Raw genomic sequence first — 23,063 nt, forward strand, 5'->3', positions numbered from 1 at the left:
TCATGGCACGCTTTTTTATTGATCGCCCTATTTTTGCATGGGTTATAGCGATCTTAATCATGCTGGCAGGGTTACTGTCTATTTTTCAATTGCCGATTGCACAATATCCAGGCATTGCTCCCACCGCTATTGAAATCCGTACCACTTATCCTGGTGCATCGGCCAAAGTCGTTGAGGACTCGGTCATTCAGGTTATCGAACAAAACCTCACCGGTTTGGATGACTTGCAATATATCAGCTCCACCAGTGACTCCAGTGGTGTTGGACAGATTACTGTGACCTTCCAGGCCGATACCGATCCGGATATTGCACAGGTACAAGTACAGAATAAATTACAAGCCGCTATGCCGCTGTTACCCCAGGAAGTACAGCAACAGGGGCTGGAAATCACTAAATCCAGTACCGGCTTTTTAATGGTGCTTGGTTTTGTCTCCAATGACGGAAAAATGGATCGCTATGATATTGCTGATTATGTGGCAGCCAATATTCAAGATCCGGTGAGCCGTGTCAATGGTGTCGGACAAATCAATCTGTTTGGTTCTCAATATGCTATGCGGATCTGGCTTAATGCCAATAGTCTGGCCAATTACAAATTAACCACCGAAGATGTGGTCACCGCCATCCGTGAACAAAACGTGCAAATTGCTGCAGGTGAAATCGGTGGAACACCCGCCATAGAAGGCCAACAAATCGCCGCCAGCATCGTGGTTGAAACACGAATGGAAACTATCGGTGAGTTTGAAAATATTCTGTTGCGAGTCAACCAGGATGGTTCTGAAATCCGTATTAAAGATGTCGCGGATGTGTCATTAGGAGGTGAAAACTTCCAGTTTGAAACCGAATACAACAAGCAATCTGCTGCAGGCCTTGGGATTACCCTTGCTTCTGGTGCTAATGCACTTGAAACAGCCCAAATGATCCGTGATCGGATTGCTGAGCTTGAACCATTCTTTCCCGAGGGGCTAGAAGTTACTTACCCTTATGACACTACGCCCTTTGTCAAAATATCTATTGAAGGGGTCGTAAAAACACTGGTTGAAGCAATGATTCTGGTGTTTCTTGTCATGTATCTGTTCTTACAGAACTTTCGTGCCACACTTATTCCGACCATTGCCGTACCTGTTGTCATTTTAGGTACCTTCGGCATTCTGTTTGCTTTTGGTTTCTCCATTAATATGTTGACCATGTTTGCCATGGTACTGGCAATCGGCCTACTAGTGGATGACGCTATCGTTGTGGTGGAAAACGTAGAGCGTGTTATCCATGAAGATGGTTTATCCCCGAAAGAAGCGACCCGTAAATCCATGGATCAAATTACCGGCGCACTTGTCGGTATTGTGTTGACCGTTTCGGCGGTGTTTATTCCCATGGCATTTTTCCCGGGGTCAACCGGGGTCATTTACCGGCAATTCTCTATCACCGTGGTCTCGGCAATGGCGTTATCATTGCTGGTAGCCGTCACACTGACACCAGCGCTTTGTGCATCGTTGCTCAAAGAGGCAAAACACGATCCCACCAATAAGCGAGGATTTTTTGGCTGGTTTAATCGTGGCTTTGAACGTACCAGCAAAGGTACGCAAAGCGTAGTCGGATATCTCATTAAACGATCAGCGCGCGTGATGCTGATTTATTTATTAATTCTGGGCGGTTTAGCCTATTTGTTTACTCAGTTACCCTCTTCATTTTTCCCGGATGAAGATCAGGGTATTTTATTCACTGAAATGCAATTACCTGTTAATGCTTCAAAGCAACGCTCCATTGAAGTGATGAATCGAATTGAAGATTATTATCTTGAACAGGAGGGCGATAATGTTGAATCAATCTTCTCCGTTATCGGCTACAGTTTCAGTGGTCGGGGTCAGAATAGTGGCTTGATTTTTGTGAATTTAAAAAGCTGGGATCAACGAACCAATCCAGAGCAAAGTGCTCAGGCCATTGCTGCTCGTGCTTCTGGTTATTTCAGTCAATTTAAAGACGCGGTGGCGTTTGCTATTGCCCCTCCCCCTATTCGCGAACTAGGGAATGCGAGTGGTTTTAATATGATGCTGCAAGATTTAGGGGGGCTGGGACATGATGAATTGATAAAAGCCCGAGACACCTTGTTGGCCCAGGCTAATCAGGATCCCCGCTTAAATCAGGTACGGCATAGTGGCTTGCAAGATCGTCCCCAATTTAAAATTGATATTGATCATCAAAAAGCCATGTCTTTTGGTGTTTCACTAGATGATATCAACAGCACCTTTGGAACAGCCTGGGGCTCTACTTATGTCAATGACTTTATTGATAAGGGTCGGGTGAAACGGGTTTACGTGCAAGGCGATGCACCATTTCGCATGATGCCGAAAAATGTCGGTGACTGGTACGTGCGAAACAATATGGGAGAAATGGTGCCTTTATCTGCGATAAGTGAGTCAAGATGGATATTTGGCTCACCACGACTTGAGCGCTACAACGGCGTTCCCGCTATGAATATTCAAGGTCAGGCGGCTCCTGGTTTGAGTTCTGGTGAAGCGATGGCAGCGATGGAGGAGCTGGTCGCTCAATTGCCTGAGGGCTTTGGTTATGAGTGGACAGCACTGTCCTTACAAGAACGAGCTTCCGGAGCTCAGGCGCCACTTTTATATGCCCTATCTATTCTGGTGGTATTTTTGTTTTTAGCCGCATTATATGAAAGTTGGTCCGTGCCGTTCTCGGTGATGCTGGTTGTTCCTCTGGGCGTACTGGGAGCTGTGTTACTTGCTTTAAGCAGAGGCATGTCTAACGACATTTATTTCCAGGTAGGGCTGCTGACAACGATAGGTTTGTCTGCACGGAATGCGATTTTGATTGTTGAGTTTGCTAAATCGCTCTATGAAGACGGCATGTCGCTGACTGATGCGACATTGGAAGCAATCCGAATGCGGCTTCGTCCTATTGCCATGACCGCATTAACATTTATGTTAGGAGTCACTCCGCTAATGCTGGCGAGTGGTGCAGGCAGTGGCGCACAAAATGCTATCGGTACTGGCGTATTCGGTGGCATGTTAGCGGCAACAAGTCTGGCGATATTTTTTATTCCTGTCTTCTTTGTAGTGATCTTTACATTGGCCAAAAAAATTACTGGTAAAACACCTGCCAAAACGCAGGTTTCTCAAGGAGAAACGGCATGAATGCCAAATTGAAATTAGTTTCTATAATGACGCTGTCTGCAATACTCAGCGCTTGTTCAATGATCCCTGATTACCAACGTCCAGCTAATCCTGTGATGTTGAAAAGCAGTGAATCCATTGTCGATGCTTCATTAGCGGCCGATACCGGTTGGCAGGATTTTTATCAGGACAAACAACTGCAGCAATTAATTGCGTTGTCGCTGGAAAATAACCGTAATTTGCGTGCTACCGTTTTGCAGGTTGAACAATTGCGAGCACAATACAAAATCCAACGTGCAGAACTGTTTCCCGGAGTAGATGGTACCGCCAGCGCAACGCGTCAACGCGTACCTGAAGGTCTTAGCTCAAGCGCGCAAACCATTGGTAGTGGCGGAATTTATGAAGAATATCAAATTGGTGTGGGCATATCGGCATGGGAAATCGACTTTTTTGGTCGGATTGATAGTTTAAAACAAGCCGCTTTGGAGCAATTTCTGGCCAGTGAAGCCAGCCGTAGAAGCATTCAATTGACCTTAGTCTCTGAAGTCGCGGATGCCTGGTTTAGCTGGCAGGCAACGGTGGCGCAACTGGAATTTTCCAGCTCAACCCGCAAAGCACGGGAAGAGAGTTATGAGCTTATCAATAAACGATTTGAGTCTGGTCTGGCTTCTGAGCTCGCTTTACGACAAGCTGAAACAGCACTCCATGAAGCTCGTATTGCTGAATCCAGTTTTCAGCAACAAGCCAATCAAAACTTTACCGCTCTGGAATTATTAGTCGGTCAAACGCTGGATCCCCAGCAATGGAAAGCTGACTGGCAGGATGACGCTCCATTGTTACAAGATTTACCCGTGGATCTTTCCTCTGAAGTTCTTTTGGCGAGACCGGACGTCATGCAGGCTGAACATCAGATTAAAGCAGCAAATGCAAATATCGGTGCAGCAAGAGCAGCATTTTTTCCACGCATCAGCCTGACGACAGCAATTGGTCTGGGTGGATCAACACCTTCGGATTTGAGTCAGAGCGGCAATCGTACCTGGCAGATTTCCCCACAGTTATCATTACCTTTGCTTGATTGGGGGGTGAATGAAGCCAACCTTGATGTGGCTGAATTAGAAAAAGACATCAATATTGCCCGTTATCAGGAGACCATTCAGCAGGCTTTTAAAGAAGTGCTCGATGAAATGCAGGCGAGAGAAACTCTTGATGCCCAGCTTAGCGCACAACAGGACTTAACCAAAGCAACTAACCGCAGTCTGGAATTAGCTCAAATTCGTTATGATGCCGGCGTCGACAGTTATCTGGAAGTGCTGGATGCACAACGCAGTCATATTGATGCTCAGCTCGCCCAGATTGATACGCGTTTAGCGAGATTACGTAATCAGTTGACACTCTATAAAGCTCTGGGGGGTGGCTTGAAAGCTTATTCAGGCGAGGTAATTGAACCAGCAACACCATGAAAATAGTTGGTTTATCAGACCATTTATCGTTATGCTAGGTCAGAACAATTTTTATCTGACTAGCAAAGGAGCGAAAAAATGGGTGTTGAAGTCGGTGGTCTGTTAGGCCTGATTTGGCTGATTATCATCATTTGGGCCATACTCAAAGTGGCAAAAAGTGGTGCCGGTACATTAGCCAAAGTATTATGGATTTTGATATTACTTTTCTTCCCGGTAGTAGGCCTTATTATTTGGTTTTTCCTCGGACCTAAAGGTTAGACGGCTATCAAACCATACAAACTGCTTGCGGTTTGTATGGTTTTTTTACATTAATTAGCCGGCATGCAATATGCGGTAATGTAAGTACCATACTTTTTACATCTGCATCGGGCCAAAACCTTTAAATTTTCATATTGCATGACCCAAATGTTCGTCTGGATCCACAAACGGAGTTTGATCATGCAAACTGAGTCAAAAATCCCATCTACCATCCTGGTTCCTGTATTTTTTCCTGCAGTTATTATCACGTTATTACTGGTCATAGGCACCATTAGTAATCCTGAATTAGCGGGGCAAGCCTTTGCTAGCACACTGAGCTATCTGACAAAAACCTTTGGTTGGTTTTATATGCTGGCTGTCGCTTTTTTCCTGATTTTTATCGTCACAGTGGCCATTTCCAGCTGGGGCAAAACAAAACTCGGGCCCGATCATGCTGAACCTCAGTATAGTTTTCCCGCCTGGTTTGCCATGTTGTTTTCGGCAGGTTACGGGATCGCACTATTATTTTTCGGCGTAGCAGAACCCGTATTGCATTATGCCTCGCCTCCTCAGGGAGCGGCTGAAACCGTTGATGCGGCCAAGCAGGCCATGCAAATTGCCTTTTTTCACTGGGGCTTTCATATCTGGGCAATTTACGGACTAACCGGCCTCGTACTGGCCTATTTTGCTTTTCGTCATGGCTTACCTTTGTCCATGCGATCAGCGTTATATCCTCTGATCGGCGATCGGATTTATGGCCCTATCGGGCATACTGTAGACGTTGTCGCTATTCTCGGTACGTTATTTGGTATTGCCACGACACTCGGGCTTTCGGTAGCTCAAATTAATGCAGGGATGAATTATTTGTGGCCAAGCATACCCGTCAGCACTTTTGTTCAAGTGGTCACGATTGCCGGCATCACTTTACTGGCTATTTTGTCTGTGGTGGCAGGCCTTGATAAAGGCGTCAAACGCTTATCTATCTTAAATATGGTGTTGGCAGTATCGTTAATGCTGTTTGTGTTTATTGCCGGACCAAGCATCTTTATTCTCGAAACCTTTTTACAAAATACCGGCAGTTATCTGAATAACATTATTGAACGAACCTTTAATCTGCAAGCTTATACACGCAGTGACTGGATCGGTAACTGGACGTTATTTATCTTTGGCTGGACCATTGCCTGGGCACCTTTTGTCGGGCTATTTATTGCCAAAATAAGCCGAGGCCGCACCATTCGTCAGTTTGTGTTCGGGGTTTTACTGGTACCGACCATCTTTACCTTTATCTGGTTTTCTATTTTTGGTGATACTGCCCTGAATATGATTATGAATCAGGGCTATACGGCATTGATCACCGAGGTGCAAAATGATACCGCCATCGCATTATTCAAATTATATGAGCGCTTACCTTTAACATCGATAGTGTCATTTATTACGGTGATTCTGATTATGACCTTCTTTGTCACTTCTTCTGACTCAGGTTCATTAGTAATTGATTCGTTGGCTTCTGGTGGTGCCAGTGTCACACCCGTATGGCAGCGTGTGTTTTGGGCAACATTAGAAGGTTTGGTGGCAGCAGCGTTATTAATTGCTGGTGGCTTAAGTGCGCTTCAAACCATGAGCATTACCAGTGCATTGCCGTTTGCCATCATTATGGTGCTGGCTGCGATTGGTATGTGGCGAGCCCTGGCTATTGAAGGGCATCGTGAAGCCAGTTTGTCCGCCCACATGCATAGCTCACAACATAAGCCTGGTAACTGGAAAAAACGTCTGGCTGGATTAATTCATTATCCGGAATATCAGCAGGTGGCTGACTTTATAAAAACCGTAGCCTATCCGGCGATGCAAAATGTTGAATCGGTATTGCTGGAAAAAGGCTGGCCAGTGAAGGTCTTTTTTGATGACACCCAGCATCGTGCCTATATTGAAGTTGTCAGAGAAGATGAACTGGATTTTATTTATGAAATCCGCATGCGCGGCTATGCCATGCCTACCTTTGCCTATCCGCAAATGGCGAGTGATGTAGATGGCGATAAGCGTTATTACCGTGCTGAAGTCTTTATGCGTCGTGGTGGTGCCGCCTATGATGTCTTTAACTGTGATCAACAGGAAGTCATTGATGACATTTTGAATCAATTCGAAAAATACCTGCATTTCATTCACATTTCACCCGGAATCTTACCGTGGAAAATGCAAGAGCATGATGAGATGCTGAATGAAAAAGGCGAACTGAACGACGAACGGTTAAAATCCGATTAATAACGACTTAGCCCAGGACCTGTTGATCTTTAATCGCCTCCAGCCGGGTGGCGCTATGAAAGATCAACAGCTACCAGCCAGGTTAAGTCTTATATATTTAAATCGTAACGAAACCCAATCAGCAACAGTTTTCCGCCACTGATATTGGCATCAAAGCCATCTAGTCCTGCCTGTTTGTCCGTCATCGCGGCGGTTTCCTGCTCTTGATAAAACTCTGCAAACAGGCGTAAATCCTCGTTAATTCGATGATCAATGCCTAAATGAATAACTGCCTCACCATAGGCTTCAACATCGGCCAGCATTATTTTATAGGTATTTTTTCCATGAAAATAAGCACTATATAAATTAAAAGCCTGAGCATCATCCCCATAAAAGCTATTGGGATTATCAGTATCAGTCAATTCGTATTTAACAGCCCATGACCATGGGCCGCTTGCGTGAGAAAGCGTTACACCATACAACCTGTCTTTATAACCACTGATATTTCCACGATCATCCATTCCTATCGCAAGCCGTGTGTTTTCGGCAAATTGATAACTGGCTACCGCCTGAATACGTCGGTCATCAATTCTTGAGGGTGAACGAATATTCCCATCGCGGGTGGAGTAAGAACCACCAAAGCTGAGGCCATTCCATACGGGGCTTTCATAAGCTAATGTCTCTTTTACCCGAAAGGTAGTGTACGTTGCAAACCCGCTATAAAAGCTACTGAACTGATCAACGGGAAAGGTAATCGCATTGTAATAAGGCATCCACTGCTGACCCGCGGTTATTGTCCCTGCCGGACTGTTCAGACCAATTAATCCGACACGGATATTTTCCGCTTCGTCACGGCCTACTTTTCCCTGATCGTAGGAATCACGAAAGCGAAAGTTGGCACTATCAAACGGCAGTTCCAACTGAGTAAAAAAAGAGGAGTCCTCAGAAAACGTATACGCAGCGTTAAAACCGATTCGTGAGTAAGCATCACGTAAGCCACGATAAGCAGACATGCTTTGCTGATTATCCGGAATCACTGTTTCGGCTTGCATTCTAATAGAGCCGTAGACGTTATAACTGAATGCAGACTCTCCGGCATGTACACCAAAACACGTCACCATATTTAGCCACAATGCTTTTGAAAATGGTTTCATCACTTGCTCCTGTGTCCCAATATAGTCTGGCGACTAAAGGTCTATCTGGCAAATGATATACAAAAAAACCCGGTGTACTATGCAGTGCCACCGGGAAAGGGCAAACAAACAATAAATCGAGAGGGGCTATAAATCCTGTGAGATACATTCTTGATGTTAATTATTTCTTAACCGAGACTTATTTAGGCTATGCAATAAACTTATAACATCAGTACAATGCTCTTCAATTAATGCAAATGATATTGCTTATTGTTTTCATTTAAAAGCATTTAATGATCAACATCACGTTGCAAAAATTTGAACGGGAAAATTATGAAAAATCGTGCAGTGTTACCTGATATGAGAGCCGTTAATGTCTTTATTGAGATCATGCAATCTGGTAGTTTGACCATCACCGCCGAACAATTGGGTATACCAAAATCCACACTAAGCCGCCGGATAACCCAGCTGGAAGAGCGCATAGGTCAGCCATTGCTTCGTCGAGAATCTAACCGGCTTATTCCTACTCAGGCAGGCCATATATTTGCCGAATATTGCCAGCAATTTATTGAACTTGCCCAACAAAGTCAGCAGGCTTTGGAAGCGCTGCAGTTGGAAGTAAGCGGAGAGCTGAATTTTACTTTCCATAATGCTTTCACCTGTTCCTGGCTCTGTGACAAAGTCGAAACCCTGCTGAACGCACATCCTAAATTACTTCTTAAAATGCGTACCGGTTTTAGTTTGCCTCAAGCAGCTACAGGTGAGTCCGTGATTTTGTGGTTAGGCAAAGTCAGTGAAAATGGTTTACGCCATGAATGTCTGGGTCATCTTTCACAAGGCATTTATGCTAATCCAAAGTATTTGCAGCAAACCGGCGCGATCTCTCATCCACAACAACTGATGGAACATGAATGGGTTGATACTTTGGAACAATTAACCGATGCGCTAGTACTCCAACATTCTCAGGAAAAATCCGTCAAATTACCTGCCAGAGCTTCGCGCATCCAAGCTGATCAATTTGTGATGCAAGCCGATGCAATTATTCGTGGCAAAGGTCTGGGCTTATATCCCAACTGGCTGGCCGAACTGAAAAAATATCATGAGCCACAATCATTACAGCATGTCCTGCCGGCTTGGTCTGGACCAAGCTTAGCTATTTGGCTGATGTACCCTTATGGTCATTTATCTCGTCGTACCCGTGTATTTATTGATCATCTGAAAGCCGATCTGCCAGCGAGCTGGAGTCATTAACTCGAACCTCTCATTTATGTGCTTGAAGCCCTTAATACATCAGCATACGATTGAATAAAAACTTACGGTGTTAATTAGGCATGGCACAATCTCGTCCCGATGTTCAACAGCCACCTCATGGATTATCCCGCCACGAATTACTTGAACATTTACGTGCGGTGTCAGCTTATCTTCCCGGCTTTATTTATCAGCTTTGTCTAAGCCCAATAGGCCACTTCTATTTCACCTTTACCAGCACCGGCTTAGAAAGCATATTTGGCGTGACGCAAAAAAGACTCATTGAAGATGCTTCATTACTTTTAAAAAAAATTCATTCCAACGATTATCAGCGGCTCATCAACGAAAATGTTCAACATATTGAAACAGGCAAAACCTGGCACAATGAGTTTCGCATGCTGTGACGCAATGGTCGTCTCATCTGGGTAGAAGCCCATCACACGCAAATAAAAGAATCTGATGGCACCATTGTCTGGACTGGGTATGCGAATGACATCAGTCAACGCAAGCAAGAAGAATCAGTACTCAATGAGAGTGAAACAAAGTTTAGATCTTTTGTCGAAAATGCCAATGACATTATTTATTCACTATCATTAGACGGCACGCTAAGCTATGTTTCTCCCAACTGGACAGAAATTCTTGGTCACAAACGGGAAGCTGTCATCGGCAAACATTTTGAAACATTTGTGCATCCAGATGATATATCCGCCTGCTGTAGTTTTTTGCAAAAAGTAAAGTCCAGTAAAGAAAAGCTCAGCGGAATTGAATATCGAATAAAACATCTCAACGGCCACTGGTGCTGGCATCGTAGTAATGCCGCCCCCTTAATGGATCAAAGTGGTAAGGTTTATTCATATACGGCGATCGCCCGTGATATCACTGAACATAAATTGATGATGCAACGTATGTCACACATGGCGCATCACGATACCCTGACAGGGCTACCTAATCGCGCGAGTTTTACTGAGCATTTGAATCAGGCGATTATATTAAGCCAGCGCGAACAGCAAACCCTGGCCGTTTTATTTCTGGATTTGGATCATTTCAAACCCGTCAATGATCAGTATGGTCATGCAGTTGGTGATTTATTGCTGCAACAAGTGGCGCATCGTATCCGTCAATGTCTGCGTAATGTTGATATTGTTGGACGAATTGGTGGTGATGAATTTGTTGTTTTGCTTGGAAATGTAGTTCATTTAGCAAATGCCCAGCAGACCGCTGAAAAAATCTGTGAATGCGTGGGCATTGCTTATGAAGTTAATGGCAAAATCCTGCATATTGGCGTCAGTATTGGTATCGCTCTGTACCCCTTGCATGGTCATAATGCTATGCAATTAATGCGTTATGCCGATGAAGCGATGTACGAAGCAAAAAAGTTACCCGACCGAGTACAGATCTACGCCAGCCCGCCACTCGGCGTAGGATTCAATAAACAAGAGAAAGTTAAGCCAGATGATCCTTCAATAACTCCGGCTGACGATCTGGGGTGAAAATTTCTATCCAATAACCGTCGGGATCCTGGATAAATGCGATACCTTTCATTTTGCCATCATTAGGTCGCTTAACAAATGGAACGCCAAAAGTTTCAAATCGCTCACAGGCGGCATCAATATCCGGAACGGCGAAACCGATATGACCGAAACCCCGTGGATCGCTATTGCCATTGTGATATGACACATCGTCCTTATCTTCATCGCCCCAGTTATGAGTCAGTTCTAACATCGCTGGTCGTGCAAAGGTTTGCTTAATACGCTGCTCATTATCCTCAGACCACTCGTCACGCTGCTCTGGTGAAACCGCTGCCATGAAATAGAGAGTGAACTGCATTTCAGGAAAATCAAAACGTTTGATTAACGTCATTCCCATCACTTCAGAATAAAACCGCAACGTGCGTTTCGGATCCTTGATGCGAAACATTGTCTGGTTAAACACATAACCATGTGTCGCCGGATCATGTTGCTCACTTAATCCTTCTGCTTTATCAAAATGTCGACTCATCTGTTTGACTCCTTTTTAAATAGTTTTATAACCAGCCTTTACGTTTGAAATAAATATACGGGGCCATGCCTGCCGCCACCATCAAACCGATGGCAAATGGATAGCCGAAACTCCACTCCAACTCGGGCATATATTTAAAATTCATCCCGTAAATACTTGCTATCAACGTGGGTGGCAGAAAAACCACGGCTGCAATCGAGAAAATCTTGATGATCTGTGCCTGCTGGATATTGATAAAACCCTGTGTGGAATCCATCAAGAAATTAATCTTATCAAATAAGAATGTCGTATGAGACATCAGGGTCTCTAAATCTCTTAAAATTTCATATAAGGTTTCGCGCGACTGTCCCGGTTCGCGTAAATGACGCAATAAAAAGGAAATATCCCGTTGTGTATCCATCAAACATAAGCGGATTTTACCGTTACTGTCTTCCAGCCGAGCCAATTGACTAATCGCATCTTCCAAATCAGCACTTTCATCTTCCAGAACAAGATGACTGACACGTTCCAGTTGCCGATGGATATCTTCAAGATTATCTGCGTGATTCTCGACCTTTTGTTCCAGCAAGGTAAGCAACAAATCGGTAGGTGTTTCACAACTGACCTGTCCCCGCCTAGCGCGCATCCGTAACAGACGGAAATCACTCAACTCCCCATCCCGAATGGCGATTAATCTGTACGGCTGTAAAATAAATGCTACTGAAACCGTGTGATGTCGCCCTTCCGAATAACCAAGAAATAATGAGTGCACATGCAGACCATCCTGATCAGTAAAACATCGAGCTGAGGCCTCAATTTCCTCTACATCATCAACGTCTGGCACTTCATCACTGAACAACGTCGCCAATAAGGCACGTTCATCATCATCAGGCTCAAGCGCGTCAATCCAATCGGCTTCCTTTAAATGATGCCCTAACACCTCGCCATCAACTTTAATTTCCTTAATCAAGCCATGAGCAATTTTGTATAGGCGTAGCATGCCGGCTCCTAATTTGTTTTGTTCTGCATAAGGCAATGGTTGGAACATTGTAACGCAATGACCGTTTCATGCCGCAAAGGCTATGACATTTCAATGGCAAACAGATGACAATTAGATTTAAGGCCGCGAAATGGCTGCTTATTTACCAATACAGAAGCTGGAAAAGATCCGATCCAGCAAATCTTCTGTGGTAAAGGTGCCGGTGATTTCACCCAGCGCTGTCTGCGCAATGCGGAGCTCCTCTGCCAGCAGTTCGCCCGCCCCCATACCTGTCAAACAGTTATAACCACTTTCGATAGCCAGCTGAGCACGCTGCAGAGCATCAAGATGTCGACGACGTGCCATAAAAACGCCCTCTTCTTCCGGATGAAAGCCGACTACTTCACACAAATGTTGTGTCAGTAAATCCATACCGACACCATTTTTAGCTGACAGATAAATTACTGTCATGCCATTTTCAAACGTTATTTCAGCGGGATGACCGGTTTGATCGATTTTATTGCGAATTAATGTGAGCGATTTATCCACCGGCAAGGTAGACAGGATTTTTTCGTCCTGCTCTGTTATGCCTAATTTATCGTCAATCAACAACAAAATATGATCTGCTTGAGCCAATTCATTTTGTGTCCGGCGAATACCTTCCAGCTCAACAATATCACTGGTGGCGTCATGCAGGCCTGCAGTGTCAGAAATACGTAACGGTAAACCGCCCAGATGAATTTGCTCACGTAAAACATCGCGAGTAGTACCGGCAACCTCTGTGACAATTGCTGCATCATGGCCTGCCAGTCGGTTATGGAGACTGGACTTCCCAGCATTCGGCTGACCGGCTAACACCACACTGATGCCTTCACGTAATAAGCGACCTTGACGGGCACTTCCTTGAATACCGGCCAAAGTAGCCAATAATTGCTGCAACTGTTTATCGACTTGTGCTTCACCAAGAAAATCGATTTCTTCATCAGCAAAATCAATCGACGCTTCAACAAACATTCTCAAATGTGTCAGCTCTTGCAGGAAGTCATTCACTCTTTTGGAAAACTCACCTTGCAATGAGCGCATCGCACTTCGCGCTGCCAATTCAGTCGAGCTTTCAATTAAGTCAGCCACCGCTTCGGCCTGGGCCAAATCCATCTTGCCATTGAGAAACGCGCGCTCTGAAAATTCGCCTGGGCGAGCCATACGGGCACCGAGTTGAATAGCCTGCTGGCAAAGCCGATCCATGACTAATGGACTGCCGTGCCCCTGCATTTCAATAACATCTTCCCCGGTGAAGGATGCCGGACCGGCAAAATACAACACAATACCGCTATCAATAATTTCTTTATCCGTGGCGCGGAAATGCGTGAATTTTGCCATTCTTGGCAGAGCCAGCTTGCCGCAGATTTGCTCAGCGATGGTGACACTTTGTGGACCGGATAAACGCACAACACCGACACCACCGCGGCCGGGCGCGGTGGCAATGGCAACGATAGTATCGGTGTATGTTTCAGTCATAAATAAGGCGGTTTACCCCTGTTTCACCAAGGGATTAGCCCATCCTTGAATTGGCGTCTACAGCGCACCCATTTTACGAGTGATATACCACTGCTGGGCAATCGACAGAAGATTGTTGACCACCCAGTAAAGCACCAGTCCGGCTGGGAAAAAGGCAAAAAACACAGTGAAGACAATAGGAAATATCTTCATCATCATCGCCTGTGCCGGATCTTGAGGCATCGGGTTCAGTTTTTGTTGGAACCACATGGATAAACCAAACAAAACTGGCAGAATGAAATACGGATCCATTGCCGTAAGATCGTGAATCCATAAGATGAAGTCCGCCTGGCGCAGTTCGATGCTTTCTACCAGCACCCAATAAAAGGCCAAAAATACTGGCATCTGTACCAGGATCGGCAGACAGCCACCCAAAGGATTAATTTTTTCGGTACGATACAAATCCATCATCGCCTGATTAAATTTTTGCTTATCGTCACCGTAACGTTCTTTCAGCATCGCAAGCTTTGGTGTCAATTTACGCATGGATGCCATTGAGCGGTAACTGGCTGCAGACAATTTATAAAATGCCAGCTTGATCAGAATCGTCAGTAACACAATTGACCAACCCCAGTTACCGGTCAATTTGTGCAGCCATTCCATAACGATGAACAATGGCTTGGAAATAATCGTCAAAATACCGTAATCGACAGTCAAATCAAGATTATCAGCGATAGATTCCAACCGCTTGTGTTCTTTGGGCCCGAGATAAATTTTATAAGAGGTTTGAGCTTGCTCACCCGCTTCAGCGACTACCGCAGGAAATCGGATACCCGCGGTATAGTTTGTGTTATTGATGGATTTTCCGTAAAGACTGATTTCCTGTAACGGCTCCGCTGGAATAAATGCTGCCACGAAATAATGTTGGATCATGGCCGCCCAGCCACCATTTACATCGCGACGGAAATCGTTTTTCTCCAGTTCACCAAAATCCACTTTTTCATATTCATTACCAGCACTGGAAAACACTGCACCCGTATAGGTGTAAATCATGAAACTATCGTCTTCAGGCTGATTTCGGTTGAATTGCGCGTAGGGATAAGCGGCAAAACGTTCTCCAGACTGGTTTTCAATCTGATAGCTGACATCGACCAGATAGCTGTTACGGGTAAACGTATAGGTTTTAATGACTGTCAGACCATTATCGGATTCCCACCGCATCGGAACGCTGAGACTATCCGCATTATCACCCAGGATATATTCGGATTGTTCTGCTGTATAGGTTTCGTAATGTGTCGGTGCAGCACCCTCCGCTCGTAAACCCGACTGGGTCACAAAGAAGTGATTGCGGCTGTCATTCAAAAATTGCACCGGCTTATCTGGCATCTCCACATCCACCGGATATTGCAGTAAAGCCAGTTGCCGAATATCTGCTCCGCGTAAGTCGATAGTGGCATCAATAACGTCTGTTTTAACACGGAGTTGATTCGCTGAACTGGCAGCGGCTTGTTCGCTTTCCGGCAGAGCTGGTAATCCATCTACAGTCGTTGTTGGTAACTCCGGCAAGTCGTCCTGCGACTGACCATTGTCAACGCTAGGCTGGTTAGCGTTATTTTGTGTTGCAACCTGTTGAGGACGCACGTAGTCATTTTGCCAAGCTTCCCATAACAACAGAGAAACAATTAACAGGCCAAAAATAAACAGAGTTCTGAGGTTATCCATTGTGTTTTTTTGTCTTTAGTTCAGGAACGGGATCCACGCCACCGGCGTGCCAAGGATGACAGCGTGAAATTCGGCGTAAGCCGAGCCACACACCACGAAGCGAGCCATGCGTATGAATGGCTTCAATCATATATTGGGAACAGGTAGGTTGGAAACGGCAATGCATGCCCATGAAAGGGCTTAATAAAAAGCGATACGCGCGAACAAAAGCGATTAGGATGTTTGCCATTGTGCCACCACGGTTAACCAATGTCGCTCCAATGCTGCCCATAATTGCGACGAATCCCGTTGACTTATGTCAGGCCGTGATAGCACCACAATATCGATGTTGGATAAAGCTGATTGATGTTGCCGGAATGATTCCCGGATGATCCGCTTTACCCGGTTACGCTGACTGGCAAGTTTGAGATGCTTCTTTGCGATTGCCAGTCCCAATCGGGGATGACCGACTGAGTTTTCAACGCTCAGGACCGTCAGGCCACCGCCTCCAGTGCGCTTTCCCTGACGAAAAACCCGGGTAAAGTCTCCCGGGCTATTCATTTTCATGGCTCGGCTAAAGGTGGCCAAGTCATGTTCCCCCTGTAAACAGAGAGAATTAAACAGAAAGTTTTGCGCGGCCTTTGGCTCTGCGGGCATTAATAACACGACGGCCGCCGACAGTTTTCATGCGTGCGCGGAAACCATGAGTGCGTTTGCGCTTCAGATTACTAGGCTGAAAAGTTCTTTTCATTTCACCAACTCCAGGAATAACAACAGTTTTGCAGCCGGTAAGCGTTTCGCGAACGGAAACAGCCGGGGCAAAAGACATGGGATTATAGAGTTTGCAGGTAGCACAAGTCAAACCGCATTCATCCTGCCATCTACATTATTTTACTTGCCAAACGACCCACATGCAGATAACTTTAGATGCCCTGTATGACGCGCTATACTATCACGTAAAGAGCCTGCAGTTAGTTTATCTGTTTTATCTAAACCTTATATTAGTCAAGGAGTTGCTGTGTCTTCACCCCTTTGGGAAAAATGCCTATCCCATCTCGAAGGTGATCTTTCAGCACAACAGCTGAATACATGGTTACGCCCCCTGCAAGCCATCGAAACGGAAGATAGTCTTCGCCTGTTAGCACCCAACCCCTATGTGAAGGCGTGGGTTCACGAACAGCTTGAACAACAGATAAATGCGCTGATCAAAGGCCTGACCAACGGCAATATCAGTAAAATTGAAATTGAAGTGGGCACAAAAGAGTCCCTTTCTGCCGAAAAAACCAAACGCCGTATCAAAACAACGGATAAAGCTCCCGCGTCAACTTCCGTTTCGGAAAGTGAACCTTCACCGGCCATTGGCAGCCCGATGAACCCATTATTTACCTTTGATAATTATGTTGAAGGTAAATCTAACCAGATTGCTCGTGCAGCCTCTTTACATGTCGCCGAAGCCCCTGGTACTTCTGGTTATAATCCACTATTCCTCTATGGCGGTACTGGCCTGGGTAAAACCCACTTAATGCTCGCTGTGGGCAATAAAATTCGTCAGAACAATCCCAAAGCAAGAGTTATCTATCTGTCTTCTGAACGCTTTGTACAAGACATGATTACCGCATTACGCAATAACGCGATTGATCAATTCAAAGCGCATTACCGCAGTGCTGATGCGTTATTAATCGATGACATTCAATTCTTTGCCAAAAAAGAACGCTCTCAGGAAGAGTTCTTTTATACCTTTAACAGCTTATTGGAAGGTCAACGACAAATCATACTGACTTGTGATCGCTTTCCCAAAGAAGTAGAAAATCTGGATGAACGTCTTCAGTCAAGATTAGGCTGGGGATTAACTATTGCCATCGAGCCACCTGAACTGGAAACACGTGTCGCAATTTTGATCAAAAAAGCGCAACAAAACCTGATTACCCTACCGGATGATGTAGCTTTTTTTATTGCTAAACGCATTAAATCGAATGTCCGTGATCTGGAGGGTGCTTTACAACGGGTCATGGCATTTTCACGATTTACCAATCAGCCATTGTCGATTGAAATGGCTCAGGATGCCTTGAAAGATTTGCTGGCCTTGCATCAAAAACTGGTCACACTGGAAAGTATTCAGAAAACTGTTGCAGAATACTTCAAAATTCGCGTATCGGACTTGTTGGCCAAAAAACGTACTCGTTCAGTCGCTCGCCCAAGGCAAATCGCCATGGCGCTGGCAAAAGAATTGACCAGTCACAGCTTGCCGGAGATCGGTGATGCTTTTGGTGGACGCGATCACACCACGGTTCTTCATGCTTGTCGTAAAGTAGTGGAACTTAAAGAAACAGACAGCCGCATTGCGGAAGATTACCGTAATTTACTTCGAACTTTATCCAGCTAGCTGAGAGAGACATCATGCAATTTACTGTGAGCCAAGACATTATTGCCCGTCCCTTACAACTGGTGTGCAGCATCGTTGAACGGCGCTCCACCCTGCCCATTTTGTCCAATATTTTATTACGGTGTCGCGGCCAACAGTTGACCATGACCAGTACCGACATGGAATTGGAAATGATCGCAACGCTTCCGGTTGCGGTTGAAAAAGAGGGTGAAACCACTGTCTCCGCCCGCAAGTTACTGGATATCGTGCGGGCCCTGCCCGCCAATGCCACTATCAGCTTTCAGGCTGAAGATAACAAGTCATTGGTTCGGGCAGGTAAAAGCCGTTTCTCTCTCGCCACACTGCCGGCGACCGACTTCCCGGAAAGTGAAGGTGCAAACTACATAGACCAACTTACGGTTCCCCAATCTGCTTTAAAAGATTTACTGGATGAAACCAGTTTTGCCATGGCCAGCCAGGACGTGCGTTATTACCTTAATGGTTTGTTACTGGAGCGTGAGGGAAATACTTTGCGTGCGGTGGCAACAGATGGTCATCGACTGGCACTCGGCAGCATTGAAACGGCTGAAAAAACCAATGAGAAGCATAGTGTTATCGTACCGCGTAAAGCCATATTGGAACTGGGTCGTCTATTAGGTGATGTCGCTGATAATGTGACACTGGCCATCAGTCCACAGCAGTTGAAAGTCGAATTGCCGGATATGCATTTCACTTCCAAGCTGATTGATGGGCAATTTCCGAACTATGAACGTGTTCTGCCCGTCGGTGGAGACAAAGAAGTCATTGCCGAACGAGATGAGCTCAAACAGGCTTTATCCCGCGCCTCGATTCTGGCCAATGACAAACATCGCAGCGTGAAATTGAACCTCAGCACTAACCTGCTCAAAGCGACCGTCACTAATCAGGAGCAGGAATCTGCCGAGGAAGAACTGGCAGTAGAATACAGTGGTCCTGATTTAGAAATCGCTTTTAATAATGCTTATCTGCTGGATCTGCTCAATGCGATTCCGGACAACAAAGTCAAACTACTATTTACTGATGAGAACAGCAGCGCATTGATTACACCAAACGATGCGAAATTCACCCGTCAGTATGTCGTTATGCCCATGCGCTTATAACAAAAAAAACAGCGCTCTGAGCGCTGTTTTTTATTCCCTCTGACTTTAAGAAATCAGTTTATTGGGAGTATTCTGCAGCATCAGGTCCAGGCCCTGCTTGTATATATTCGCCGCAGCATCACGCTTGTCCTGTGCCATCAAAACCTCCGCCAGCGCCTGATAGGTTTCACCGCGAGGACCGTGCTCAATACTGGCTCGCAAATAGGCTTCGGCTTTGGCCCACAATTTATTGGCCTGTGCCAGCCTTCCCAGCGTCAATAGTAACCAGGGATTTTCTTCGTGCTGTTTTAGCCATTTTTCTGCCGTTGCCAAGCGCTTTAACAAACCGCCCTGCAGAATTTTGCCGTATTGATAAATCAGCGCATCGCTCCAGTTTTTACGTAAATACTCTTCGATTAATACCATTGCCTGCTGCTGCTCACCTTGTAATAACAGACCATTGATATAGGTTTTCAATACGTGTTCAGACTGTCTTATTTTCGCTGGAGATTGTAACCATATCTGCTCCATTCGCTGCCATTCATGACGAATCAACGCATTTTGCAGTTGCCCTACAGTGGCTTCAGCTGAGAGTGCATTGGCAGAACTGGCGTCCAATACATGGCGTTTTCGCAAATCCGGTAATACTGATTGCACTTCCTGCCATTGATCGGTTTCCTGGTACAACTGTTGCAGCAGCTGTAATACATAGGGATGTTTCGGGGCGACTTCACGCAGATGCTGTAATGTAGCCAAAGCCTGTTCTTTTTGTCCTGCTGAAAGCTGCAACTCTGCCTGCACTACACCCACTGCAATATCAGCACTCGGCGTGGTTTCATGCGCTAATTTTAAATAGGAATCACGACGATCCGGTGCCTGTTGTTTCTGCGCAGCACGGGCTGCGGCCAAGTAGTGCAAAAGTGGGGTTTCGCTATTCCCGGCGTGACGCAGTAATAATCGTTCAGCTTCCGCCCAGCGGCCTTCTTCAAGGGTAATCAATCCCTTCGTCAATGCTTGGGTAGCATGTTTATGGCGCTGATTTTCCTGCCATTGGGACAATCGGTTTGGCGTATTTTTGATGATGGAAAGACTGCGTAATGTCATATAAACCAATAACAACAGAATCAGCCAGCCAGCTGTAAACACAATTAGTGACGTTTCTAATGTCCACTGACCGTATTGCACCAACACAAAGCCGGGTTCAAAATCAGCCAGCCAGACGAACACCCCACCTAAGGCCAACGCTACTGCAATAATAATCAGCCATTTCATGGTTCAAATCCTTTCAACCAGCGTAACGATCCTGAAATATCGGGTGTTTCAATACTGATGGCCTGATTCTGCATGGCTTGTAAACTTTCCAGCATGGCATCGCGATGATCGCCAACAAAATATTGTTCCAGCCAATTACTGGCAGACTGCAGGCTCTGTTCAAACATACGCTGATTACCTGAGAGTGCTGCAAAACGAGCGGATTCCAGTTGTAAACGCAGATTTTGATAGAGGAAATAGCGTTGCTCGGGCATTAATACGGCAGCCGGGGCATCTTCTTGCTGACGAATGACCACCAGAGAGCGTATTTGCGTCCAAATGTCAGAAATCATCTTGCGCCACGCAGATTGCGCGGTTTCAGCTGCTTCAGGTTCGTTATAAAAAGATTGTTTGGGACCAGTCACGACCCGAAGCTTATCAATAGAACCAATCAAACCCAGCATATCCGCGGCAATGCCAGCTACATCTGTTTCTCCTGCCGCTTGCAGTGCCAATTCTTCTTCCGCGATCAGCTCTCGTAATGGCTGCATACGGTAATCACCCACTTCACTAATCTGTTGATCAGCCAGAGATAAAGCAAGCACCGCACCTTGTATATCATTCGCCAGCAAAGCCCGCTGATTGGCGAGATTGAGCAAGTATTGAATTTCCGCCAGCGCCCACTCAAGTTCAATTTCTTCTGTGCTTAGTGGCGACTGATTTTGCAATTTGGTGAGTACATCACCTTGTTCAAGTTGTGTTTGTTTAATTGCTGAAAGCTGGCTGTTTAACTCACGTTGCCGGTTGCTCAGTTGGGAAATATTGGTTTCGAGCTCCGCTAATTCACCAAGCCGGCTTTCTATCGTGGTTAACTGCGGTTGCTGCTGCAACACCAACCAAAGTGCAGCCGCACCAGGCAAAACAATCACTATCGCTACAATCATCAGAACCACGTACTGCCAGGAAAAGGCCTTTTTTGTCGTCTTTACTGATGGTTTGTCGCTTTTTTTAGCTGGTTTTTCTACCTGCTCAGATTTGCTGTTAGGCTCCATGTTCTGATCCCATTTCAATAAGTCGCTGAATGATTGCGCCATCACTGGCATCTAGACTGACATGCACCTGCTTGAATCCTTGTTCAACAGCAAATGCCTTGATTCGTTCACTGACCACCAGCAAAGGTTTTTGCAAAATGTGCGGGCAGTCCACTGATAATAAACTTAACAGGTTCGTGACACCATTGGCACTGGTTGCCGTGAGCCAATCGGCTGAACAGGCTTGTTGTTTAAGTTCAGCCGATACAGATGGCAGTTGTCGGCGATACACTTCAAGATACTTAATAGTAGCACCTCTGGCTCGCAAGGTATCTGCCATCAGCTCACGTCCGCCCTCTCCCCGCACAATAACGACCTGCTGCTGGTCCATTTGTTGCCATTCGGGTAATTGCAGCAGGCCTTCACTGCCATTAGACAATTCAGGCTGCAAAGCAACCTTCAATCCATGTTCTCGCATTGCTTGCGCGGTTCCCTCACCCGCTGCGGCCAGCTTGATATGTACAGGCAACGGTTGTGCATAGGCTTGCAGGAAGTACTCCACCGCATTCCGACTGACAAAAACCAGCCAATGTGTTTGTTGCGGATTCCATGCAGCAAGTTGCTCAAAACTGGTAGGGCTAATTTCAATGACTGGAAACAATAGTGCTTCACCACCCTGTTGCTCAATGAGGTCAACCAAACCAGCCGCTTGGCGAATCGGTCGTGTGACTAAAATTTTCAAGCCATTCAACGGATGCTCACGCACCATAAACATCGGCCAGAATTTTGTCAGCGCCCTGGCTTAATAACATTTCGCCCAGCGTTAAGCCAAGTTGTTCGGCTTCACTGGCCTTGCCACGAATTTCCTGTTGCAGCATTTCGGTACCATCAGGACGTCCAACCAGCCCGCGCAACCAGATATCATCGCCATTTAACATGGCATATCCACCAATTGGTACCTGGCAGCCGCCTTTCAAACGTCGATTCAGGGCCCGTTCCGCCTTCACCGTAATAGATGTGAACTCACAGTTGAGTGGGGCAATTAATGCATTCATTTCAGCATCATTGATACGCGTTTCAATACCCAGCGCGCCTTGTCCAATAGCAGGCAGACTTTGCTCAGGCGTTAAAGCGCTGCGAATACGCTTATCAAACCCTAACCTTTCCAACCCTGCTTTGGCCAGAATAATCGCATCAAAATGTCCCGCATCCAGTTTGGCAAGACGGGTGTTCACATTACCGCGTAACGGCACAATATTAAGATCTGGTCGATAGTGACGCAGTTGACACTCGCGACGCAAACTGGACGTACCAACGGTAGCGCCTTGGGGTAAATCATCGACATTTTCAAAATGATTGGAGACAAACGCATCATGCGGATCATGTCGTTCACAAATTACCGGCAAGTGCAGCCCTTCAGGAAATTCGACCGGCACGTCCTTCATTGAATGTACCGCAATATCCGCCTCGCCAGCTAACATGCTTTGTTCAAGCTCTTTAACAAACAAGCCCTTGCCACCCACTTTAGCTAATGGCGTGTCGAGAATAATATCGCCCTGAGTTTTGATACGGACCAGTTCAATATTTAAATGGGGATCCAGAGCCAGCAGACTGTCACGAACAAATTCGGCCTGCCAGATGGCAAGTGGGCTGCGACGGGTAGCGATACGAACGGTACGTTGACTCATGAAACTCACACCAAT

21 protein-coding genes are annotated in these 23,063 nt (G+C 45.8%); 9 read left to right on the forward strand and 12 right to left on the reverse strand.

Translation table 11 applies throughout. From position 1 onward, the window contains the following. The first annotated feature begins 2 nt into the window (after positions 1 to 2). From LGT40_RS13930 to LGT40_RS13945, 4 genes are all read left to right on the forward strand, one after another. Positions 3 to 3,149, forward strand: coding sequence for an efflux RND transporter permease subunit (locus LGT40_RS13930; protein ID WP_226070885.1), 3,147 nt, complete (start codon positions 3 to 5; stop codon positions 3,147 to 3,149). Continuing rightward, positions 3,146 to 4,588: an efflux transporter outer membrane subunit gene (locus tag LGT40_RS13935; protein ID WP_226070886.1), complete on the forward strand. Its 1,443-nt coding sequence runs from the start codon at positions 3,146 to 3,148 to the stop codon at positions 4,586 to 4,588. The genes LGT40_RS13930 and LGT40_RS13935 overlap by 4 nt, the downstream gene beginning before the upstream one ends. A gap of 78 nt (positions 4,589 to 4,666) precedes the next feature. Continuing rightward, a complete protein-coding gene (locus LGT40_RS13940; RefSeq protein ID WP_226070887.1) occupies positions 4,667 to 4,846 on the forward strand; it encodes a PLDc N-terminal domain-containing protein in 180 nt (59 codons plus the stop codon). 180 nt (positions 4,847 to 5,026) lie between these two features. Further along, positions 5,027 to 7,084, forward strand: a complete 2,058-nt coding sequence (locus tag LGT40_RS13945; protein WP_226070888.1) for a BCCT family transporter — start codon at positions 5,027 to 5,029, stop codon at positions 7,082 to 7,084. Positions 7,085 to 7,173: 89 nt separating this feature from the next. Here the strand turns inward: LGT40_RS13945 and LGT40_RS13950 are convergent, their stop codons facing one another. Further along, on the reverse strand, positions 7,174 to 8,217 hold the full coding sequence (locus LGT40_RS13950) for a porin (RefSeq protein WP_226070889.1): 1,044 nt from the start codon (positions 8,215 to 8,217) through the stop codon (positions 7,174 to 7,176). A 312-nt stretch (positions 8,218 to 8,529) separates the two neighbouring features. Between LGT40_RS13950 and LGT40_RS13955 the strand changes: the two genes are divergently transcribed. From LGT40_RS13955 to LGT40_RS16400, 3 genes are all read left to right on the forward strand, one after another. Then, entirely contained in the window at positions 8,530 to 9,447 is a 918-nt protein-coding gene (locus LGT40_RS13955) for a LysR family transcriptional regulator (protein WP_226070890.1), read from the forward strand. 80 nt (positions 9,448 to 9,527) lie between these two features. Further along, the gene (locus LGT40_RS13960) at positions 9,528 to 9,848 is read left to right on the forward strand and encodes a hypothetical protein (RefSeq protein ID WP_226070891.1); all 321 of its coding nucleotides are present in this window, start codon (positions 9,528 to 9,530) and stop codon (positions 9,846 to 9,848) included. 90 nt (positions 9,849 to 9,938) lie between these two features. Further along, a complete protein-coding gene (locus LGT40_RS16400; RefSeq protein WP_226070945.1) occupies positions 9,939 to 10,934 on the forward strand; it encodes a sensor domain-containing protein in 996 nt (331 codons plus the stop codon). On the opposite strand, the gene gloA is transcribed toward LGT40_RS16400, so the two are convergent. From gloA to rpmH, 7 genes are all read right to left on the reverse strand, one after another. After that, entirely contained in the window at positions 10,888 to 11,442 is a 555-nt protein-coding gene (gene gloA, locus LGT40_RS13970) for a lactoylglutathione lyase (protein ID WP_247363595.1), read from the reverse strand. The genes LGT40_RS16400 and gloA overlap by 47 nt on opposite strands. A gap of 25 nt (positions 11,443 to 11,467) precedes the next feature. Beyond that, positions 11,468 to 12,421, reverse strand: coding sequence for a magnesium/cobalt transporter CorA (gene corA, locus LGT40_RS13975; protein ID WP_226070892.1), 954 nt, complete (start codon positions 12,419 to 12,421; stop codon positions 11,468 to 11,470). 138 nt (positions 12,422 to 12,559) lie between these two features. Beyond that, the gene (gene mnmE / locus LGT40_RS13980; protein ID WP_226070893.1) at positions 12,560 to 13,918 is read right to left on the reverse strand and encodes a tRNA uridine-5-carboxymethylaminomethyl(34) synthesis GTPase MnmE; all 1,359 of its coding nucleotides are present in this window, start codon (positions 13,916 to 13,918) and stop codon (positions 12,560 to 12,562) included. Positions 13,919 to 13,975: 57 nt separating this feature from the next. Beyond that, positions 13,976 to 15,619 carry a membrane protein insertase YidC gene (gene yidC, locus LGT40_RS13985; protein ID WP_226070895.1) on the reverse strand — a complete coding sequence of 548 codons (1,644 nt, stop codon included), beginning with the start codon at positions 15,617 to 15,619 and terminating at the stop codon, positions 13,976 to 13,978. Further along, on the reverse strand, positions 15,612 to 15,848 hold the full coding sequence (gene yidD / locus LGT40_RS13990; protein ID WP_226070897.1) for a membrane protein insertion efficiency factor YidD: 237 nt from the start codon (positions 15,846 to 15,848) through the stop codon (positions 15,612 to 15,614). The genes yidC and yidD overlap by 8 nt, the downstream gene beginning before the upstream one ends. Beyond that, a complete protein-coding gene (gene rnpA, locus LGT40_RS13995; protein ID WP_226343217.1) occupies positions 15,833 to 16,186 on the reverse strand; it encodes a ribonuclease P protein component in 354 nt (117 codons plus the stop codon). The genes yidD and rnpA overlap by 16 nt, the downstream gene beginning before the upstream one ends. A 28-nt stretch (positions 16,187 to 16,214) precedes the next feature. Next, complete coding sequence (rpmH, locus tag LGT40_RS14000; RefSeq protein WP_036311011.1) at positions 16,215 to 16,349, reverse strand: 50S ribosomal protein L34; 135 nt, start codon at positions 16,347 to 16,349, stop codon at positions 16,215 to 16,217. Positions 16,350 to 16,616: 267 nt separating this feature from the next. Here rpmH and dnaA point away from each other — a divergent pair, with 267 nt between their 5' ends. Both dnaA and dnaN read left to right on the forward strand, forming a co-directional pair. Beyond that, entirely contained in the window at positions 16,617 to 17,981 is a 1,365-nt protein-coding gene (gene dnaA, locus LGT40_RS14005) for a chromosomal replication initiator protein DnaA (protein WP_226070899.1), read from the forward strand. 14 nt (positions 17,982 to 17,995) lie between these two features. Continuing rightward, positions 17,996 to 19,099 carry a DNA polymerase III subunit beta gene (dnaN, locus tag LGT40_RS14010; protein ID WP_226070901.1) on the forward strand — a complete coding sequence of 368 codons (1,104 nt, stop codon included), beginning with the start codon at positions 17,996 to 17,998 and terminating at the stop codon, positions 19,097 to 19,099. 45 nt (positions 19,100 to 19,144) lie between these two features. On the opposite strand, the gene LGT40_RS14015 is transcribed toward dnaN, so the two are convergent. The 4 genes from LGT40_RS14015 to hemC are packed head-to-tail and all read right to left on the reverse strand — an operon-like array spanning position 19,145 to position 23,048. Further along, positions 19,145 to 20,350, reverse strand: coding sequence for a heme biosynthesis HemY N-terminal domain-containing protein (locus LGT40_RS14015; protein ID WP_226070903.1), 1,206 nt, complete (start codon positions 20,348 to 20,350; stop codon positions 19,145 to 19,147). Continuing rightward, positions 20,347 to 21,381, reverse strand: coding sequence for a uroporphyrinogen-III C-methyltransferase (locus tag LGT40_RS14020; protein WP_226070905.1), 1,035 nt, complete (start codon positions 21,379 to 21,381; stop codon positions 20,347 to 20,349). Before LGT40_RS14020 ends, LGT40_RS14015 begins: the two co-directional genes overlap by 4 nt. Further along, positions 21,371 to 22,129 carry a uroporphyrinogen-III synthase gene (locus LGT40_RS14025; RefSeq protein WP_226070907.1) on the reverse strand — a complete coding sequence of 253 codons (759 nt, stop codon included), beginning with the start codon at positions 22,127 to 22,129 and terminating at the stop codon, positions 21,371 to 21,373. The genes LGT40_RS14020 and LGT40_RS14025 overlap by 11 nt, the downstream gene beginning before the upstream one ends. Beyond that, positions 22,119 to 23,048: a hydroxymethylbilane synthase gene (hemC, locus tag LGT40_RS14030; RefSeq protein ID WP_226070909.1), complete on the reverse strand. Its 930-nt coding sequence runs from the start codon at positions 23,046 to 23,048 to the stop codon at positions 22,119 to 22,121. Before hemC ends, LGT40_RS14025 begins: the two co-directional genes overlap by 11 nt. Positions 23,049 to 23,063: the final 15 nt, after the last annotated feature.

Origin of the sequence: Methylophaga pinxianii (assembly GCF_020447225.1) — a bacterium.
In the GTDB taxonomy this organism is placed as follows: Bacteria; Pseudomonadota; Gammaproteobacteria; order Nitrosococcales; family Methylophagaceae; genus Methylophaga; species Methylophaga pinxianii.

Coding starts and splice junctions, on each gene's coding strand:
- hemC (WP_226070909.1), bottom strand. CDS start 23,048: ATGAGTCAACGTACCGTTCGTATCGCTACCCGTCGCAGCCCACTTGCC.
- LGT40_RS14025 (WP_226070907.1), bottom strand. CDS start 22,129: ATGGTGCGTGAGCATCCGTTGAATGGCTTGAAAATTTTAGTCACACGA.
- gloA (WP_247363595.1), bottom strand. CDS start 11,442: ATGAGTCGACATTTTGATAAAGCAGAAGGATTAAGTGAGCAACATGAT.
- LGT40_RS13945 (WP_226070888.1), top strand. CDS start 5,027: ATGCAAACTGAGTCAAAAATCCCATCTACCATCCTGGTTCCTGTATTT.
- LGT40_RS13955 (WP_226070890.1), top strand. CDS start 8,530: ATGAAAAATCGTGCAGTGTTACCTGATATGAGAGCCGTTAATGTCTTT.
- LGT40_RS13960 (WP_226070891.1), top strand. CDS start 9,528: ATGGCACAATCTCGTCCCGATGTTCAACAGCCACCTCATGGATTATCC.
- LGT40_RS14020 (WP_226070905.1), bottom strand. CDS start 21,381: ATGGAGCCTAACAGCAAATCTGAGCAGGTAGAAAAACCAGCTAAAAAA.
- LGT40_RS13930 (WP_226070885.1), top strand. CDS start 3: ATGGCACGCTTTTTTATTGATCGCCCTATTTTTGCATGGGTTATAGCG.
- mnmE (WP_226070893.1), bottom strand. CDS start 13,918: ATGACTGAAACATACACCGATACTATCGTTGCCATTGCCACCGCGCCC.
- yidD (WP_226070897.1), bottom strand. CDS start 15,848: ATGGCAAACATCCTAATCGCTTTTGTTCGCGCGTATCGCTTTTTATTA.
- LGT40_RS13950 (WP_226070889.1), bottom strand. CDS start 8,217: ATGAAACCATTTTCAAAAGCATTGTGGCTAAATATGGTGACGTGTTTT.
- corA (WP_226070892.1), bottom strand. CDS start 12,421: ATGCTACGCCTATACAAAATTGCTCATGGCTTGATTAAGGAAATTAAA.
- dnaN (WP_226070901.1), top strand. CDS start 17,996: ATGCAATTTACTGTGAGCCAAGACATTATTGCCCGTCCCTTACAACTG.
- LGT40_RS13940 (WP_226070887.1), top strand. CDS start 4,667: ATGGGTGTTGAAGTCGGTGGTCTGTTAGGCCTGATTTGGCTGATTATC.
- LGT40_RS14015 (WP_226070903.1), bottom strand. CDS start 20,350: ATGAAATGGCTGATTATTATTGCAGTAGCGTTGGCCTTAGGTGGGGTG.
- yidC (WP_226070895.1), bottom strand. CDS start 15,619: ATGGATAACCTCAGAACTCTGTTTATTTTTGGCCTGTTAATTGTTTCT.
- LGT40_RS13935 (WP_226070886.1), top strand. CDS start 3,146: ATGAATGCCAAATTGAAATTAGTTTCTATAATGACGCTGTCTGCAATA.
- rpmH (WP_036311011.1), bottom strand. CDS start 16,349: ATGAAAAGAACTTTTCAGCCTAGTAATCTGAAGCGCAAACGCACTCAT.